The sequence below is a fragment of the Ruegeria sp. HKCCD6119 genome (genome assembly GCF_013110585.1).
Lineage (GTDB): Bacteria > Pseudomonadota > Alphaproteobacteria > Rhodobacterales > Rhodobacteraceae > Ruegeria.
In genome coordinates, this window is record NZ_WVQV01000001.1 from 609,090 (window position 1) to 625,627 (window position 16,538).

Below are 16,538 nucleotides of genomic sequence, written 5' to 3' on the forward strand. Positions count from 1 at the left end.
AACTGCCCAAGGATTAAGCACGTTGACACTGCACCTTGCCGACAAGGAAATAACACCGCCTGTTTTGCTGGCCCCCATGGCCGGAATCACCGACCGCCCGTTTCGCGATCTGGTGATGCGTTTCGGTGCGGGTATGGTCGTCAGTGAAATGGTCGCCAGTCAAGAGATGGTGCAGGCCAAGCCCGGTGTGCGGGAACGGGCGGAACTGTCCGCAGATGTGGAAAACACCGCCGTGCAACTGGCCGGGCGTGAGGCCCATTGGATGGCCGAGGCGGCCCGTCAGGTGGCCGACCGTGGCGCGCGGGTGATCGACATCAACATGGGGTGCCCCGCCAAGAAGGTAACAAACGGTTATTCCGGCTCGGCCCTTCTGAAAACACCGGATCACGCGCTGGCATTGATCGAGGCCGTGGTGGGAGCGGTCGATCTGCCGGTGACGCTGAAAACCCGGCTGGGATGGGACGACACTCTGTTGAACGCGCCCGACGTGGCACGCCGCGCTCAGGACGCGGGTATTCAGATGGTCACGATCCATGGCCGCACACGCTGTCAGTTCTACAAGGGTCACGCCGATTGGCGGGCAATCCGGGCGGTGAAAGAGGCCGTATCGATCCCGGTCATCGCGAACGGAGATATCGTGAACACTGACGCCGCCCGATCCGCGTTGCGCCAATCCGGCGCGGATGGGGTGATGGTCGGTCGTGGCGCCCAGGGCAAGCCCTGGGTGTTGGCGCAAATCTGTCACGACCTGTACGGGGCCGAGGCGCCCGAGATTCCGACCGGTCATGATCTGGTTGATATGGTTTGCGCGCATTATCAAGCGATGCTGGATTTCTACGGCGCCGATCTGGGTCTGCGTGTCGCCCGAAAGCATCTGGGATGGTACATGGACGAAGCCGCAACGCCCGCGCCCTTGCGTCGGGCTGTGCTGACGTCACGTGATCCGGCGGAAGTTCTGCGCCTGTTGGCGGATGCACTCAGCGACACGGACGAGGTGGCGGCATGAATTCCGATGCCAGCATCTGGAACTCGCTGCCGGTTCCGGCGTTCATTATTGATGAACAGGATCGGATATCCGATGTGAATGCTGCGGGTGAGGGGTTTCTGAACGCGTCGCGCAAATCGGTGATCAGCCATCCGGTGTGGGATCAGATCGCCGTCGACGCGCCGTTGGAAGAGGCGTTCGAGCGCGCCCGCTGGCAGGGCACGCCATTGTTCGTGAATGATGTGGATGTGGGGTCGGGTAGCCGGGCGCCGCTGCAATGCGCGTTGCAGATTGCGCCTTTGGTCGGGCATCCGGGCTCCATGATCATGATCATCTCGCCTCGTGAACTGGCAGGTCGGATGACGCGGGGGAATACGGTCAAATCCGCGGCACAATCCGCCATCGGCATGGCGGAAATGCTGGCGCACGAGATCAAGAACCCGCTGGCCGGGATCACTGGTGCGGCGCAGTTGCTCAGCATGAATATACCGCCGCAAGATCTTGAACTAACGGATCTTATTGTTGCCGAAAGCCGCCGGATCGTGAAGTTGCTGGAACAGGTCGAGCAATTCGGGAACCTTCAGAAACCTGACTTCAAGCCAGTCAACATCCACGATGTGCTGGATCGCGCAAGACGGTCGGCATTGTTGGGATTTGGCGCTGACATGACGATCGTCGAAGACTATGACCCGTCGCTGCCGCTGGCTTACGGAGACCCGGATCAGATCCTGCAGGTGATCCTGAACCTGCTCAGGAATGCGTCCGAAGCGGCAGGACCGCAGGGCGGAACGATCCGCCTGCGGACCTATTTCGAACATTCCTTCCGGTTGCGTCGCAGTGACGGGTCAGGGCATTCGCTGCCCTTGCAGATCGAGATCATCGATGATGGTCCGGGCCTGCCAGAAGACATCCGCGGCGATATTTTTGATCCCTTCGTATCCGGCAAGGAAAACGGCACCGGCCTGGGGCTGGCGCTGGTCAGCAAGATCATCTCGGACCATGACGGCTGGATTTCGGCCGAATCCGTGCCCGAGCGAACGGTATTCAAACTGTCGCTGCGCCGCGCGCCGCGAGACGCAATCGAGGACAAGAAGGAGAGCACCTGATGGATGGCACCGTACTGGTCGCGGACGACGATCGCACGATCCGCACTGTTCTGACACAGGCCCTGACGCGTGCCGGGTGCAAGGTGCATGCGACCTCATCACTGACCACGTTGATGCGCTGGGTCGGCGAGGGAAAAGGCGACGTGGTGATTTCCGACGTGGTCATGCCCGATGGAAACGGTCTTGAGATGCTGCCGAAGATTGCCGAAGACCGCCCCGGTTTGCCGGTGATCGTGATTTCCGCACAAAACACCATCATGACGGCGATTCAGGCGACAGAGGCGGATGCGTACGACTATCTGCCAAAACCCTTCGACCTGCCGGATCTGATGAAACGGACGGCGCGGGCGCTGGATCAGAAGCAACGCGCCCAGCCAGAGCCGGCCGTGGGCACAAGCGAGCGCCCCGAAGAACTGCCACTGGTCGGGCGAACACCAGTGATGCAGGCTCTGTACCGGTTGGTCGCCCGGGTGATGAACACGGACCTCTCGGTCATGATTTTCGGTGAAAGCGGCACGGGCAAGTCACTGATTGCGCGGGCCATTCACGATTTTTCCGACCGTCGAACCTTGCCCTTTGTCACTGTCACCGCTGCCGAACTGCGCGATCTGGAAGGCCCGGCCCGTGTGATGGCGCGGGTTCGCGGCGGCACGCTGTTGATAGACGAAATCGCAGATATCGAAGATGAGGTTCAGGCGCGCATCGTCCGCATGATGGATACTCCGGGCGATCACGTTCCCCGTTTCATGGCCACCAGCCAATCAGACCTGACCGAAGGGATGGAGAACGGGCGCATCCGTCAGGACCTTTATTATCGTTTGTGCGGGGCGACGATCCACGTTCCATCACTGCGTGAAAGGGTGGATGACATTCCGCTGCTGGCCGAGCACTTTCTGGCTCGGGAAGAGCGGGAAAACGGCACCAAACGCTGGCTCAGCCCCGAGGCGGTGGAACTGGTGCGGCGCTATTCCTGGCCCGGGAACGTGCGGCAACTGGAAAATGCCGTGCGCCGGTTGGGTCTGACCAGCCGGGCCGATGAAATCACCAAAGCCGAAGTGGAAATGGTGCTGGGCAGCCAGCCAGAGGCGGAACCGGTCCTGAGCGGCGGCGAACGCGAAAAGCTTTCGACCTCGGTCGAGCGGCATCTGCGGAGATATTTTGACCTGCACGGCAACATTTTGCCGCCCCCGGGCCTGTATCAGCGCATTTTACGGGAAGTTGAGGTCCCGCTGATCGAAATCGCGCTGGATGCAACTGGCGGAAATCAGGCGAAATGTGCCGATTTGCTGGGAATCAACCGAAATACGTTGCGAAAAAAGATTACGGATCTCGATATTCAGGTGACACGTCGACGCAAACTGATGTAATATCGCCACACAAACCGTGGCATCCCGGCATCTGTTGGGAAAAGATCACGATATATGGCGGTAAGCCGCGCAAGCGGCACATCAGGATGAGGGCAGACAGTGGCAACCCGAGCACAGAGCGGGATGATCCCATCGATCAGTCGATGGCGTAAATCACGGAAACTGCGCAACTTTGGCACGTTTGGCCTGGTTCTCATGGGGCCTGTCCTGGCGCTGGCCACTTATCTTGTCATCGGTCCTTTCGATCTTGGCGCGACGGCACCGACTTTGCGGCTGATTCTGTTGGCCGATCTCGTATACGTTCTGGTTGTTGCTGCACTTGTGCTTGGGCAGGTTGGCAGCTTGATTGCCGCACGTCGGGCCAAGTCGGCGGGTTCGCGCCTGCATTTGCGCCTGATCGGGGCGTTTACTCTGCTGGCGCTGGTTCCAACCGTGACCGTGGCGATTTTTGCCGGATTGACCGTCAATATCGGCCTTGAGGGCTGGTTTTCCGACCGCGTGCGTCAGGTCGTGGGATCTTCGCTGACCGCGGCAGAAGCGTATGAACAGGAACACCGTCGGGGGTTGACGCAAGACGCGTCTGTTCTTGCGCGATATCTGGATAATGCGCGATCGCTGGACTTCTATATCTCGGACGCTGAACTGCGCGAAGTTTTGGCGCAGGGGCAAGCTCAGATTCAACGGGGGCTGCGCGAAGCCTATGTCATCGACGGTGGTGGCGAAATCAAATCGCGCGGGGACCGGTCCTACCTGTTCAACTACGAAGCCCCAACCCCCGAGCAGATTGCAGAAGCCACGGACAAGGGCCTGCTGATCATCGCCGACTGGCCCAACAATGAGTTCCGGGCGCTGGTCCCTCTGAAGGCTTATCTGGATCGCTATCTCTATGTGAGCCGCGAGGTGGATGGGCAGTTGTTGACGCTGCTGGACGATACCAAGGAAACGGCACAGTTCTATCAGCAACTGGAAAGCGAACGGGGCAGGGTGCTGTTCGAGTTCGGCCTGTTGTATCTGGGCTTTGCGTTGATCCTGATCCTTGCGGCTATGTCCCTGGGCATGTGGTTTGCCGAGCGGTTGTCGCGTCCCGTGGGGCGGTTGACCACCGCGGCGCAGCGGGTTGGGGCCGGTGATCTGAGCGTCCAGGTGATTGAAGAGGCCAGCGACGACGAAATCGCGATGCTGGGCCGGTATTTCAACCAGATGACCCGGCAGTTGAAAGGACAGCGCGATACGCTGTTGGAGAACACGCGGCAAATTGAAAGCCGGCGCCGTCTGTTCGATTCGGTGCTCAGTTCGGTCACTTCGGGTGTCGTTGGAGTGGACCCGGAAGGATGCATTACATTCGTGAACCGTTCGGCCGAGCGGTTGCTGGATTGGACCGGGGGCGAGCAGCATCTGGCCATCGGCATTGCGGTGCCGGAATTTCTGCCCCTGTTTGAAAGTCTGAAGGACAGCGGGCAAGAGGCCGTTCAGGGTGAAATCAAAGTGACCCGCAAGGGACGGCTTGAGAACCTGTTGGTCCGCATGGCCATCCGTCGCGGAGAAGATGGCGGCCTGGAAGGTTATGTGGTTGCCTTCGATGACGTCACCGATCTGGTCAGCGCCCAACGGATGGCGGCCTGGGGTGACGTGGCCCGCCGCATCGCGCATGAGATCAAGAACCCTCTGACCCCGATCCAGCTGAGCGCGGAACGGATCAAGCGCAAGTTCTCGCGCAAACTGGACGAGGAAGACAGCAGCAGCCTGGATTCGATGACGAACGTGATTGTGCGTCAGACCAACGATCTGCGTCGCATCGTGGATGAATTCTCGAAATTTGCACGGATGCCTGAACCTGAACGCAGGGAAGAAAACCTTGTTGATCTGGTGCACGAGGCTGTCCTGCTGCAACAGGCCGGGCAGCCGGATGTGCAGATTGATGCCGATCTGCCGCAACAGCCCATCATGGCCGATGTGGATGCAACCATGCTGAACCAGGCGCTTACCAACCTCATCAAGAATGCCGGGGAAGCCATTGCAACCCTTAAGGAAAAAGGGGCGCCCGACAACCTTCAGCCCCAGATCAAAGTGGCGGTCACCAGTGATGATGCGGGTACGGTCATAACCATTGCAGACAACGGGATCGGCCTGCCCGAGGATCGGGCACGGCTGTTTGAGCCCTATGTAACGACACGTGACGAAGGGACCGGACTGGGCCTGCCCATCGTCAAGAAGATCATTGAAGAGCATGGCGGCGCGCTGACCCTCGAGGATGCGCCCGTATTTGACGGACAGGACCATTTTGGCGCGATGGCCGTGATCCGATTGCCGGGGGTTACTGGGTCCCAAGCGGCAGCGCCACAGAAGCAGGCAATTAGAACCAACAAACTGAAAGCAGGCCAAAGATGAGTGACATTCTGATCGTAGATGATGAGCGCGATATTCGCGAGCTGGTGTCCGACATTCTGGAGGACGAAGGCTATTCAACCCGGCTGGCGGCCAACTCGGACGAGTGCATGGCGTCGATCAACTCTGAACCGCCGGGGTTGTTGATCCTGGATATCTGGCTGAAAGACAGCCGAATGGATGGCATCGATATCCTGAAAGCGGTGAAACGCGACAACCCGGATGTGCCGGTGGTGATCATTTCCGGCCACGGCAACATTGAAATTGCCGTCGCCGCAATCAAGCAGGGCGCCTATGATTTTATCGAAAAGCCGTTCAACATAGACCAGTTGATGGTGGTGATCCGCCGCGCGATGGAGACCTCTCGCCTGCGTCGCGAGAATGCGTCTCTGAAGCGGAAAGAAGTCAACAATTCCGACATGATCGGCAAATCCGCCGCGTTCCGCGCCATGCAGGGGCAGTTGGACAAGGTGACCAAGTCGAATGGCCGCGTGATGCTCAGCGGCCCTGCGGGGTCCGGCAAAGAGATCGCAGCACGGTATATCCATGCCCATTCAAATCGCGCCAACGCGCCATTTGTCACGGTAAACTGTGCCGGGATCGAACCCGAACGTGTGGAAGAGGTGCTGTTTGGCCGGGAATCGGCGGAACGCGGCGTGGAATCGGGTTTGCTGGAAGAGGCGCATGGAGGCGTGATCTATTTTGACGAAGTCGCCGACATGCCCCTTGGGACACAGTCAAAAATCCTGCGGGTGCTGGTGGATCAGCAGTTCCAGCGTGTCGGTGGCAGTGACAAGGTGCGCGTGGACCTTCGCGTGATCTCGTCAACAAGCAAGGATCTTGACGAAGAAATCGCGGCTGAACGGTTCCGGGAAGAGCTGTACCACCGTCTGAACGTCGTCCCGATTGCCGTGCCGTCACTGGAAGATCGGCGCGAAGATATCCCGGTTCTGGCGCAGCACTTTATTGAGATGTGCAACGAAACACAGGGTTTGCCGATCAGGGAATTGTCGGAAGAGGCTGTTGCCCTGTTGCAGACGATGACATGGCCCGGCAACGTGCGCCAGCTCAAAAACCTGATCGAGCGGGTTCTGATCCTTGGCGATGGCTCCGGCCCGATTGAGGCGCGTGAGTTGCCCAACGAAGAAGAAAAGGCAGAAGATTCAGGTCGTGTCGTATTGTCTGGCGCACTGGCCACCTTGCCGTTGCGCGAAGCCCGCGAGGCGTTCGAGCGAGAGTATCTGCTGACACAGATCAACCGGTTTGGCGGCAATATCAGCCGCACGGCCAGCTTTGTAGGTATGGAACGCAGCGCCCTGCATCGGAAGTTGAAATCGCTGGGCGTAGTGACTTCGAACAAATCCGGCGCGCGCGTGGCGCAAATCGATGAACCCGAACCGGCAGAATAATCTGCCGGTCGCACGGCCTCAGCCGGCCTGACCGGGCGTTATGATCTGAAATGAGCCGTCATCGAATTTCACAAAGCACGACGCGCTGTTGAGCGGTGGCAAAGTGGTTGTTCGCGTTGCGGGCACGCGTGATTTCACGTTCTGTTTGCACGGCGGCAGGCTTACGGGTCGAAACCCTTTCTGTGCCATGCATTGCGCTTCGACCGTGTTGCGCAGTCCCTGATTCACATCCACGGTATAAACACGGCCGGGCTGCCACCAGCCGGGTGATTGATAGCAACGACCCCTGCCATCGCAATATGTGCGCCCCGGCCAATAGGTTGGCGGGCTTTGGCGGATCTGATTGGCTACCGGCACTTCCTTGACCGCCTTCAGCTGGCACTGAGTGGTCTCTTTTTGCAGGCGCGATACGGTTTCACCTTCGCGGTAGTACAGCGAAAGTGGTCCGCAAGAAGACAGCACCATCAAAGGTAACAGCATAGGAAACAGCGTTTTCATATGCTTATCATGCCGCAGCCGGGCTGCGATGACAATTCAATTGACCGCTCTGGGGGCATCTGTCATTCAATCCTTTCAGGCAGAAGGGCCAGAAGCATGAAGGTCATTATTTGCGGTGCGGGTCAGGTCGGCTGGCAGATCGCGCGGCATCTTTCGGGCGAGCTGAACGATGTTACCGTCGTGGACAACAATCCCGACCTTGTAAGGCGGGCGACTGAAACGCTTGATGTGCAGGGGATCGCCGGGTTTGCAAGTTATCCGGACGTGCTGGAACGGGCAGGGGCCCGTGACGCTGACATGATCATTGCCGCCACCCATTCGGATGAGGTGAACATGGTCACCTGCCAGATGGCGCATTCGGTCTTTTCGATTCAGCGCAAGATCGCGCGCCTGCGGTCGAAATCCTACCTCGAGGCGATCCACTCGGATCTGTACCGTCGTGATCATCTGCCGATTGATGTGGTGATCAGCCCCGAACGCGAAGTTGCCGCCGCCGCCATGCGCCGCCTGTCAGCCCCATCCGCCTTTGACACCGAGATTTTCATGGACGGCAAGGCGCAGCTGCTTGGAGTGCGGGTGGAAGAGGATTGCCCGATCGTCAATACGCCGTTGCGGCAGCTGACGGATCTGTTCTCGACCCTCAGTTCCATTGTGGTTGGGGTGCGGCGCGAAGGCACGCTGTTTGCGCCCGAGTCCGAGGATCAGCTGTTCGTGGGCGATGAATGCTATGTCTTCACCAACGTCAAGGACGTGGATCGCACCATGGAGGTGTTCGGCAAAGCGCAAAAACGGCAGGATCGCGTGGTGATCGTGGGCGGCGGAAATGTCGGGCTGGAAGTGGCCAGAACGCTGGAAGAACGCGAAAGCCGCGTGCGGGCCAAGATCATCGAGCGCGACCGCCATTGCGCTGAACTCGCCGCCGAAGCTCTGGAACGGACGATCGTGCTGCATGGCGACGGGCTGGATGCCGGGTTGCTGAGCGAGGCGGGGATCGAACGGGCCGATGCGATGCTGGCAGTTACGGATGACGACCGTACGAACATGCTGGCTGCGGTGCGTGCCAAGGCCGAAGGGTGCGCTCTGGCGATTGCATTGATCAACGACCCCAGCATGGTGGCCCTGATGGGGCCTTTGGGGATCGATGCTTATATCAATCCGCGGGCCACGACCGTCAGCTCGATCCTGCGGCACATCCGGCATGGACGGGTGCGTCAGGTCTATTCAATCGGGGACGCCGAGGCCGAAGTGATCGAGGCCGAGGTTCTGTCGACCTCGCCTATGGCCGGGCAACGTCTGCGCGATATCGACTTCCCCGAGGGGGTGCTTGTGGGCGCGGTCCGCAAGGGAGACGAGGTTCTGCGACCGACAGGCAGCCTGCGGATCGATGAAAAAGATGTGGTCGCAATCTTTGCCATGGCCAAGGACGTGCCAGAGGTTGAACGCCTGATGCAGGTTTCAATCGATTTCTTCTGATGGCGCATGCAGGGACACAACAGGTTGGATTGTTGCGGCGGTTGCCGTTGTTCCTGCTGATCTGGGGCATTGCATCCCTGACCATGTGGATTCCGGCGATCTATGCATTGGCTCTGGACGATCACGACACGTCACGATCCTTTCTGTATTCCGGGATCCTGGGCTTGTTTCTGGTAGCCACCATCGCGATGGCGTCCTCCAACCGCATACCCCGGCGCGGCACGTTGGGGCAGCTGGCGGTGATGCTGGCCTGTTTCACGCTGCTGCCCATATTTCTTGCGATCCCATTTCACGACGCGCTTGGTACGACCACCTTTCTGAACGCCTATTTCGATATGGTCAGCTCTCTGACGACCACGGGGGCGGACCTGTTTCCGGATCCGGCCCGCCTGACGGCCCCGTTGCATTTGTGGCGCGCCATGGTCGGTTGGATGGGCGGCCTGCTGATGTGGATCGCCGCTGCGGCGATCCTTGCGCCGCTGTCGCTTGGCGGGTTCGAGGTCACTGCCAAAGGCCAGCCGGGGCGCCCGGTGTCAGGGGTGGCGCAGAGCGAACGCGTGGACCCGCGTGGCCGTCTGATCCGTGTCGCCAGGACCCTGACGCCAGTCTATGTCGGGCTGACGACCGTGATCTGGGTTCTTCTGTTGATCGCCGGTGAAGTCGGTCTGACGGCGGTGTGCCATGCGATGGCAGTGATGGCCACGTCCGGCATCTCTCCTGTCGGGGGCATGGAAGGGGCGCAGGCCGGGTTTACGGGCGAAGCCATCCTGTTTCTGTTCCTGTTCTTTGCTCTCTCGCGTCTGACTTTTTCGAAGGATACCGCGACAACAGGCTATTCCCGTCTGGATACGGACCCCGAGTTTCGTATTGGTCTGATGATTGTCCTGGGCGTCGCAATCCTGTTGTTCTTCCGGGTTGTCGCGGGCGTGACGGAAATCGGTGGTCAAATGGAACGATTGCAGGCCTTGCAGGTCATCTGGGGGATGCTGTTCACCGTTCTGGCTTTCCTGACGACGGCCGGTTTCGAAAGCGCGAACTGGAACGACGCACAGCAACTGTCGGGTTTGGGAACGCCCGGTTTGCTGTTGATGGGGCTGGCATTGATCGGCGGCGGGGTCGCGACGACAGCCGGAGGGGTCAAGCTGTTGCGGGTCTTCGCGCTGTATCTGAATGGCGCACGAGAGATCGACCGCCTGATCTATCCCTCATCCGTCAGCGGTGCAGGGGGGGGCAATCGCCGCATTCAAAGCGATGGTGCGTTCATCGCCTGGATCTTTCTGATGCTCTTTGCGCTGACCCTTGCGGTCTTCAACCTTCTGCTTGCGGCGATGGGGTCCGGGTTCGAACAGGCCATGGTGCTCAGCGTGGCCACGCTCAGCACGACGGGGCCGTTGATCGAGTTGGCCACGGACGTTCCAATTCGCCTGATCGATCTTTCTGCCAGCGCCAAGCTGACGCTGTGCGCGGCCATGGTCATCGGGCGTCTGGAAACGCTGGCGATCATCGCCCTGATCACCCCGTCGCTTTGGCGGGATTGAGCCGGGCACATCGTGCGGCGGCTAACGCCTGATTTTTCATCTGGAATATCTGTGCGTAGCACTCCATACTCTGCCGGAGGGAGCGCGTTGGTCCGCAGCGCGTAGCAAGAACAATGGCGAGATTATAAAAATATGGCTTCGGACAGACAGAATCTTCAGGATGCCTTCCTGAACAATGTACGGAAAGCTAAGGTTCCGGTCACGATTTTCCTGATCAACGGTGTGAAATTGCAGGGTGTCATCACCTGGTTCGACAATTTCTGCGTATTGTTGCGCCGCGACGGACAGTCGCAGCTGGTCTACAAACACGCGATTTCGACCATCATGCCGTCACAGCCGATTAACCTGTATGAGGGCGAAGACGCCTCTTGATGGAACATGAGCGGGCGCGCACCCGGGCCTGGGTGCTGCATCCCGAAATCAAATCAGATGAACAGCGCCGTGTCCCCGAACCGGCGCTGGAAGAGGCGGTGGCACTGGCCGCCGCATTGCCCGATCTGGACGTGATCGGATCAGAAATCGTGCGACTTCAACGCGCGCAGGCCGGGTATTTGTTCGGCAGCGGCAAGATTGAAGAACTTGGTGCGCGTTTTCGCGACAACGAGGTTGAGCTGGTTCTGATCGACGGGCCGGTGACCCCGGTGCAGCAGCGCAATCTGGAAAAGGCGTGGAAGGTCAAGATCCTCGATCGGACCGGGTTGATCCTAGAGATTTTCAGCGATCGCGCCCGCACGCGGGAAGGGGTATTGCAGGTCGAGATGGCCGCGCTCAGCTATCAGCGGACGCGACTGGTACGGGCGTGGACTCACCTTGAACGTCAGCGCGGTGGTTTGGGATTTGTCGGCGGACCCGGCGAAACCCAGATCGAAGCCGACCGCCGCGCCATTGACGAGCAATTGGTGCGCTTGCGGCGGCAGTTGCAGAAGGTGGTCAAGACCCGGACACTGCACCGGGCCGCCCGGGCCAAGGTGCCTTATCCAATCGTCGCAGTCGTCGGGTATACGAACGCAGGGAAATCGACGCTGTTCAATCACCTGACTGGGGCCGAAGTGATGGCCAAGGACATGCTGTTCGCCACACTGGATCCGACCATGCGCCGCGTACAGTTGCCCGACGGCCCCGAAGTGATCCTGTCGGACACGGTGGGCTTTATCTCGAACCTCCCGACCGAGCTTGTGGCGGCTTTCCGGGCGACGCTGGAAGAAGTCCTGGGGGCCGACCTGATCGTCCATGTGCGTGATATCAGCCACGAGGAAACCGAGGCGCAGGCGCAGGATGTCGAGGCGATCCTGACCTCGCTGGGCGTCGACGAAGAGAGGCCCCGGCTTGAGGTCTGGAACAAGATAGATCTGCTGAGCGCTGATGAACGCGAGGCGACATTAGCGCGGGCGGACCGAGATCCTGAGATATTTGCGATTTCGGCTGTGACCGGGGAAGGCATCGCACCTTTGCTGACCGAGATCGCGATGCATCTGCAAGGTGCACGCCGTGAGGCGGTATTGGATCTGTCTTTCTCGGACGGGGACAAGCGGGCCTGGTTGTTCCGGCAGGATGTGGTGCGCACAGAAGAACAGACCGATGACGGTTTCCGCATCACGGTATTGTGGACCGATAAACAGGCGGCTCAGTTCGAGGCGCTGAAGAATTAGCGATGGGGCCGGATATGTCCGACAAGCCGGACCAAAGAGTGTTCCTGACCGGCCATATCGATGTGCCTGTGGACCGGCTGGAAGAGGTGCGCGCGGCGTTGCCGGACCATGTGAAACTGACCCGTGCGGAACAGGGCTGCATATCCTTTGACGTGATCGAGGATCAGACCTGTCCGGGTCGGTTCAACGTGTCAGAAGTATTTGCAGATCAGCAGGCTTTCGATGCACATCAGGCCCGGACACGGGCGTCTGACTGGTCGCGGGTCACTCAGGGGATACCGCGGGACTACAGGATAGAACGCGCATTCAGTGGACGTTGAGTCAGGCCCCGTCAATCTGCCGTTGATGGTCGTCCGCGTCGAACCAGCCCGATGATGATTGTACAAGATAATCTGACGTCAGTTCCCACTCTTCCCAGCCGCGCGCTATGACGTGATTGCCGGTTACGGAATGGTGCCCTTCGCGGGTCCAGACAAATATGGCATGAGATCCGGCCCATCGCATCATGTCGCAACGCAGCTCGAGATCCGGAAAATCCGCGTAAAAACTCCGGGCCATGTCGGCGATCGCCACGCGCCCCTCGATCGGGTCGCCCCGGTTGATGGTGACCTGCCCGTTTGACGCGAAGAAGCCGGCAACCGCGTCGGGGTCACCCGAGCTCCACGCTATTGCGTAGTCTCGCGCGAGGTTATTCAGAGTATCCCGAATGCTGGCCATACTCGCCCCCTTTTGGTCCCACATGATCGGTGCCGTTATGTTAGGCGAATAAAGCTGTCGGTGCCACGATGCCCCCGCGAACAGGGCGGGGACTTGCCGAATAGGCGGATTATCGCGGGATCAGATTGGTAACCCCGACAGCCGCAGCGCGGGCCAGATCAAGATCCAGTGACATGGGTATGTATTCGCCACGTCGCCACAGCTGCGCCTGATCGTCATAGTAACGCGACAGGAAATGACCCGATTGCCCGGTCGCCGTAATGAAGACCGAGCTGTTGGGGTCGGCAAAGTCATAAACCCCGCGATACCCGGCGCCGTGCACATTCTGGAACGGATCAGGCCCTTCGCCCGATGTTCGGCCACGCAGCAATGTGTTGTCGCCGCCGCTGGTCGATTGGCGAATGTTCACAAAAAAACGCAATATAGGGACAGAGCCCAGCACGGGGTGATCATGCGTTGCTTGATGCGCGTCGCCCCAACGCAGGGATTCAAGTGCGCTGCCATATCGTTCAGAGATCCAGATCAGCGCGTCGTCCAGCGCAAGCCGTGCCATCTCGGTGCATGTCTCGACCGGTGCGCTTTGGATCACGTCGCACCAGACACCCGCGCCGTCAATGTCGCGGTAGACCCGTTCGATGAACAGCGGTTCGACATGTTTGTATTCACTGGCCAAAGGCCCAATCTCGTCCGAGATCAGCCGGATTTGCAGCGCACGCAGCCAGGCCGCATAGATCAACGGCTCGGGCAGGTGTTCGTTCATCTCACCGTTCCAGTCCGCCAGCAGCGACAGCGCGATCTGGCGCTGGCGCTCCGGCGTTCCTTCGGGGGCCGAAGCCCCGGTGAACCACAGATCGGCACCGATCAGCGGCAGCAGAGACCGTGCGGTAAAGCTGACCGTGTCCAGCTGCGCCTCGATAAAGCTGTCGCGGGTATGCACCTCGCGCGATTGCATCAGGCGTTCCCAGCGATGCACGCGCTGCGTATCGCCCCATTCATACGAGACGTGATCCGGGAAGGGGCGGTCTATGATCTTGTTGTTCGTGTTGCCCAGAACACCGCCGACGGGGGCCACGAATTCCGGGTTGCCGGCATAGGGCAGGCGGCCTTGCCAGCGATTGGCCTCGATCCAGCCGGGCGAGGGGATGCGCCCCCGGCTTTGGTTTAGCGGATCACGCCGAGGCATGGCGCCGATCAGCTTCATCCCGATGGTCGTCTTGTCGACCAGCGACAGGTTCTGAGAAGGCGCGATGAACTGCTCACCGACCGCGATGGCCTGCTCCACGTTGTCGGCGTTCATCAGCGCCATGGACGCCGACATCGACGTGTCCCGCGGGCTGAGCGCCGTCCAGGACAGCGACGCCACATGGCCCGGCGGCGTGATCGTTTCCAGCTTGTAATCCGTGCCCGGCAGCACTGGCCCATTGTCTGTCCAGCGCAGGGTCAGCGTAACCGGAGCTTCCCCCTTGATCTCGATGATCGAAGGGCGGGTCTGGAATTCCTTGAAGCCGGTCGGGGTCAGGTATTCCTCGGGGTTGTCAGGATTCAGTTGCTCGATATGTACGTCCTGATCGTCAAGATACGAGGATGTAAGCCCCCATCCCAGCCGGTCGCTGCGTCCGGTCATGATGGCGGGCACACCGGGGATCGAGGCCCCGATGACACCGCCTTTTTCCAATCCGAGATGTGCCAGGTACCAAATCCCGGGCGCAGTGAAACCCAAATGAGGGTCGTTGGCCAACAGGGTTCCGCCACTTGCAGAACGTGACGGCGCGGCGGTCCAGGCGTTTGAAGCTCCGGCCAGACCACGTTTGGGAAGGGGCGAAAGAGGTGTGTCGGGAATGTCCGTTCCCGCCGCATACCGCGGAAGATTTGGGAACAGGGTGGCATATTCCGGCAACGCCGCGATCCCGGGTCCGGGAACGTCGGGCAGGATATCGGCCAGACGCTCGGGGTTGTTCAGCATCAGGGACGTGCGCGCACGCAGAACTTCATCGGTCAGGTGGCCTGACAGTTGCAGCGCCATCAGCTTGATCATCGCGATACTGTCACCCGGTTGCCAGGGTGAGACCGTGGCGTTGAACAGGAACATCTCGGGTGCGCCGCGACCCAGCGCCTCTTCGTTGATCTCGGTCAGGCGGGCATTGACCCCGGCGGAATAGGCGCGCAGGGCGGCCTTGGTATAATCGTCCTGCGCCTCGACCGAGCGGTGGGCCAGCCCGTAAAGGTCCAGTCTGCGCAGCAGCTTGTCGATGTGAAGCGTGCGCGGGCCAAAGACCTCGGACAGTCGGCCTTGCGCGGTACGGCGCATGACCGTCATCTGCCACAGTCGATCCTGTGCATGGGCATATCCCAATCCAAAGAACACATCGGGATCGGTCTGGCCCAGAATATGCGGCACGTTGGCGGTGTCGCGTACGATTTCAACCGGGGCGGTCAGGCCGTCGACCTCAAGCGTTTGGTCATAGTCCGGCAGGGATTGGCTGGCCAGAAAATAGACAAGGCCCATGGCGGCGAGGATCAGAATGATCAGACCCGACGCGATGCGCACTAGCCAGCGGAAAACAAGACCCATTACTGCCCCAGATTCTTATTCAGATGAAGGTTGGGCAAAGACTAGAGGATGGTCGGTCCGACCGAAAGAGGAACGCGGCAAGAACCTGCGTGGAAAGGGTTGAAATCAAATGCCCCGCCGCAGTGTTGTTCTGCGACGGGGCCGTGTGTGGGGGAAGTGGTAATCCGGGTTATGGGATGATGCGGGTGTATTTCGTACCTTCGACGGTCGCGCCGAATTTAAGACCGGCCTGGCCGAAGACCACCGCCAGCACCGGCGAACGCAGTGTTGTCGTGTCCGTGGACAAGGAATTCCCGGTTGCGTCAACCACATATCCGATATCGGCACCGGCGGTCCATCCGCTGGAACGGCGGAAATCGTTCAGCGCATCTTCGGTCATGAAGAACAGGATATGCGCATATTGCTGCGCACCGATTTGCAGACCTGCGGTTCCGGAAATTGCAGAATAGTAATCGACCGTGGCGCCGTTGATGCGCAGCGCGCCTTGGCCGTAGGCACCGCCAAAGAAGATCAATCCGGCGTCGGTGATCAGGGGCATAACCAACATGCCGTTGGCTTTGTTCGCGATTTCCACGGTGTTGGGGTACCGGCTGTACATTTCGGTCAGCGTGGCATCGACGCGGGCGTCGATCGTGGCCGAGTTTGAGTTGCCGACGCCGTTGCCACAGGCAGCGGTCAGGGACAGGCCTGCCATGCCCAAGGCAAAGCCGCGACGGTTCAGTCGGGGGGAGTTGGAACTGCTCATGGTTGTTTTCTCTGTAACTGTGCCTGATATGTCGGGTGATCCCGATCTTGACGGCAAGGATACGCCGATTAGGGCGTTGTGTCACGGGAAAGCT

14 protein-coding genes are annotated in these 16,538 nt (G+C 59.9%); 10 read left to right on the forward strand and 4 right to left on the reverse strand.

The genetic code is table 11. The annotated features are described in order from the left end of the window. Positions 1-22: 22 nt before the first annotated feature. The 5 genes from dusB to GS611_RS03150 all read left to right on the forward strand — a co-directional run bounded on the left by dusB (position 23) and on the right by GS611_RS03150 (position 7,252). On the forward strand, positions 23-1,006 hold the full coding sequence (gene dusB / locus GS611_RS03130; RefSeq protein WP_256418883.1) for a tRNA dihydrouridine synthase DusB: 984 nt from the start codon (positions 23-25) through the stop codon (positions 1,004-1,006). Then, the gene (locus tag GS611_RS03135; RefSeq protein ID WP_171632089.1) at positions 1,003-2,091 is read left to right on the forward strand and encodes a nitrogen regulation protein NR(II); all 1,089 of its coding nucleotides are present in this window, start codon (positions 1,003-1,005) and stop codon (positions 2,089-2,091) included. The genes dusB and GS611_RS03135 overlap by 4 nt, the downstream gene beginning before the upstream one ends. Beyond that, positions 2,091-3,458, forward strand: a complete 1,368-nt coding sequence (locus GS611_RS03140) for a response regulator (protein ID WP_171632092.1) — start codon at positions 2,091-2,093, stop codon at positions 3,456-3,458. Before GS611_RS03135 ends, GS611_RS03140 begins: the two co-directional genes overlap by 1 nt. A gap of 123 nt (positions 3,459-3,581) precedes the next feature. Continuing rightward, positions 3,582-5,846, forward strand: coding sequence for a PAS domain-containing sensor histidine kinase (locus tag GS611_RS03145; RefSeq protein WP_171633817.1), 2,265 nt, complete (start codon positions 3,582-3,584; stop codon positions 5,844-5,846). Beyond that, positions 5,843-7,252, forward strand: coding sequence for a sigma-54 dependent transcriptional regulator (locus GS611_RS03150; protein WP_171632094.1), 1,410 nt, complete (start codon positions 5,843-5,845; stop codon positions 7,250-7,252). The genes GS611_RS03145 and GS611_RS03150 overlap by 4 nt, the downstream gene beginning before the upstream one ends. An 18-nt stretch (positions 7,253-7,270) precedes the next feature. Here GS611_RS03150 and GS611_RS03155 read toward each other — a convergent pair whose 3' ends face one another. After that, positions 7,271-7,750 carry a hypothetical protein gene (locus GS611_RS03155; RefSeq protein WP_171632096.1) on the reverse strand — a complete coding sequence of 160 codons (480 nt, stop codon included), beginning with the start codon at positions 7,748-7,750 and terminating at the stop codon, positions 7,271-7,273. 96 nt (positions 7,751-7,846) lie between these two features. On the opposite strand from GS611_RS03155, the gene trkA reads away from it, so the two are divergent. The 5 genes from trkA (at position 7,847) to GS611_RS03180 (ending at position 12,730) form a co-directional block, all read left to right on the forward strand. Then, positions 7,847-9,223, forward strand: a complete 1,377-nt coding sequence (trkA, locus tag GS611_RS03160) for a Trk system potassium transporter TrkA (RefSeq protein WP_152458149.1) — start codon at positions 7,847-7,849, stop codon at positions 9,221-9,223. Beyond that, a complete protein-coding gene (locus tag GS611_RS03165) occupies positions 9,223-10,761 on the forward strand; it encodes a TrkH family potassium uptake protein (protein WP_171632099.1) in 1,539 nt (512 codons plus the stop codon). The genes trkA and GS611_RS03165 overlap by 1 nt, the downstream gene beginning before the upstream one ends. A gap of 132 nt (positions 10,762-10,893) precedes the next feature. Continuing rightward, positions 10,894-11,133 carry an RNA chaperone Hfq gene (gene hfq, locus GS611_RS03170; protein WP_005982826.1) on the forward strand — a complete coding sequence of 80 codons (240 nt, stop codon included), beginning with the start codon at positions 10,894-10,896 and terminating at the stop codon, positions 11,131-11,133. Then, on the forward strand, positions 11,133-12,410 hold the full coding sequence (gene hflX, locus GS611_RS03175) for a GTPase HflX (RefSeq protein ID WP_171632101.1): 1,278 nt from the start codon (positions 11,133-11,135) through the stop codon (positions 12,408-12,410). The genes hfq and hflX overlap by 1 nt, the downstream gene beginning before the upstream one ends. 14 nt (positions 12,411-12,424) lie before the next feature. Further along, entirely contained in the window at positions 12,425-12,730 is a 306-nt protein-coding gene (locus GS611_RS03180) for a putative quinol monooxygenase (protein WP_171632104.1), read from the forward strand. A 1-nt stretch (position 12,731) separates the two neighbouring features. Here GS611_RS03180 and GS611_RS03185 read toward each other — a convergent pair whose 3' ends face one another. The 3 genes from GS611_RS03185 to GS611_RS03195 form a co-directional block, all read right to left on the reverse strand. Then, complete coding sequence (locus tag GS611_RS03185; RefSeq protein ID WP_171632108.1) at positions 12,732-13,127, reverse strand: nuclear transport factor 2 family protein; 396 nt, start codon at positions 13,125-13,127, stop codon at positions 12,732-12,734. 109 nt (positions 13,128-13,236) lie between these two features. After that, positions 13,237-15,699: a penicillin acylase family protein gene (locus GS611_RS03190; protein WP_171632110.1), complete on the reverse strand. Its 2,463-nt coding sequence runs from the start codon at positions 15,697-15,699 to the stop codon at positions 13,237-13,239. A gap of 169 nt (positions 15,700-15,868) precedes the next feature. Beyond that, on the reverse strand, positions 15,869-16,444 hold the full coding sequence (locus tag GS611_RS03195; RefSeq protein WP_171362765.1) for a YSC84-related protein: 576 nt from the start codon (positions 16,442-16,444) through the stop codon (positions 15,869-15,871). Positions 16,445-16,538: the final 94 nt, after the last annotated feature.

Coding starts and splice junctions, on each gene's coding strand:
- GS611_RS03190 (WP_171632110.1), bottom strand. CDS start 15,699: ATGGGTCTTGTTTTCCGCTGGCTAGTGCGCATCGCGTCGGGTCTGATC.
- hflX (WP_171632101.1), top strand. CDS start 11,133: ATGGAACATGAGCGGGCGCGCACCCGGGCCTGGGTGCTGCATCCCGAA.
- trkA (WP_152458149.1), top strand. CDS start 7,847: ATGAAGGTCATTATTTGCGGTGCGGGTCAGGTCGGCTGGCAGATCGCG.
- GS611_RS03140 (WP_171632092.1), top strand. CDS start 2,091: ATGGATGGCACCGTACTGGTCGCGGACGACGATCGCACGATCCGCACT.
- GS611_RS03195 (WP_171362765.1), bottom strand. CDS start 16,444: ATGAGCAGTTCCAACTCCCCCCGACTGAACCGTCGCGGCTTTGCCTTG.
- GS611_RS03135 (WP_171632089.1), top strand. CDS start 1,003: ATGAATTCCGATGCCAGCATCTGGAACTCGCTGCCGGTTCCGGCGTTC.
- GS611_RS03150 (WP_171632094.1), top strand. CDS start 5,843: ATGAGTGACATTCTGATCGTAGATGATGAGCGCGATATTCGCGAGCTG.
- GS611_RS03185 (WP_171632108.1), bottom strand. CDS start 13,127: ATGGCCAGCATTCGGGATACTCTGAATAACCTCGCGCGAGACTACGCA.
- GS611_RS03155 (WP_171632096.1), bottom strand. CDS start 7,750: ATGAAAACGCTGTTTCCTATGCTGTTACCTTTGATGGTGCTGTCTTCT.
- hfq (WP_005982826.1), top strand. CDS start 10,894: ATGGCTTCGGACAGACAGAATCTTCAGGATGCCTTCCTGAACAATGTA.
- GS611_RS03145 (WP_171633817.1), top strand. CDS start 3,582: ATGATCCCATCGATCAGTCGATGGCGTAAATCACGGAAACTGCGCAAC.
- GS611_RS03165 (WP_171632099.1), top strand. CDS start 9,223: ATGGCGCATGCAGGGACACAACAGGTTGGATTGTTGCGGCGGTTGCCG.
- GS611_RS03180 (WP_171632104.1), top strand. CDS start 12,425: ATGTCCGACAAGCCGGACCAAAGAGTGTTCCTGACCGGCCATATCGAT.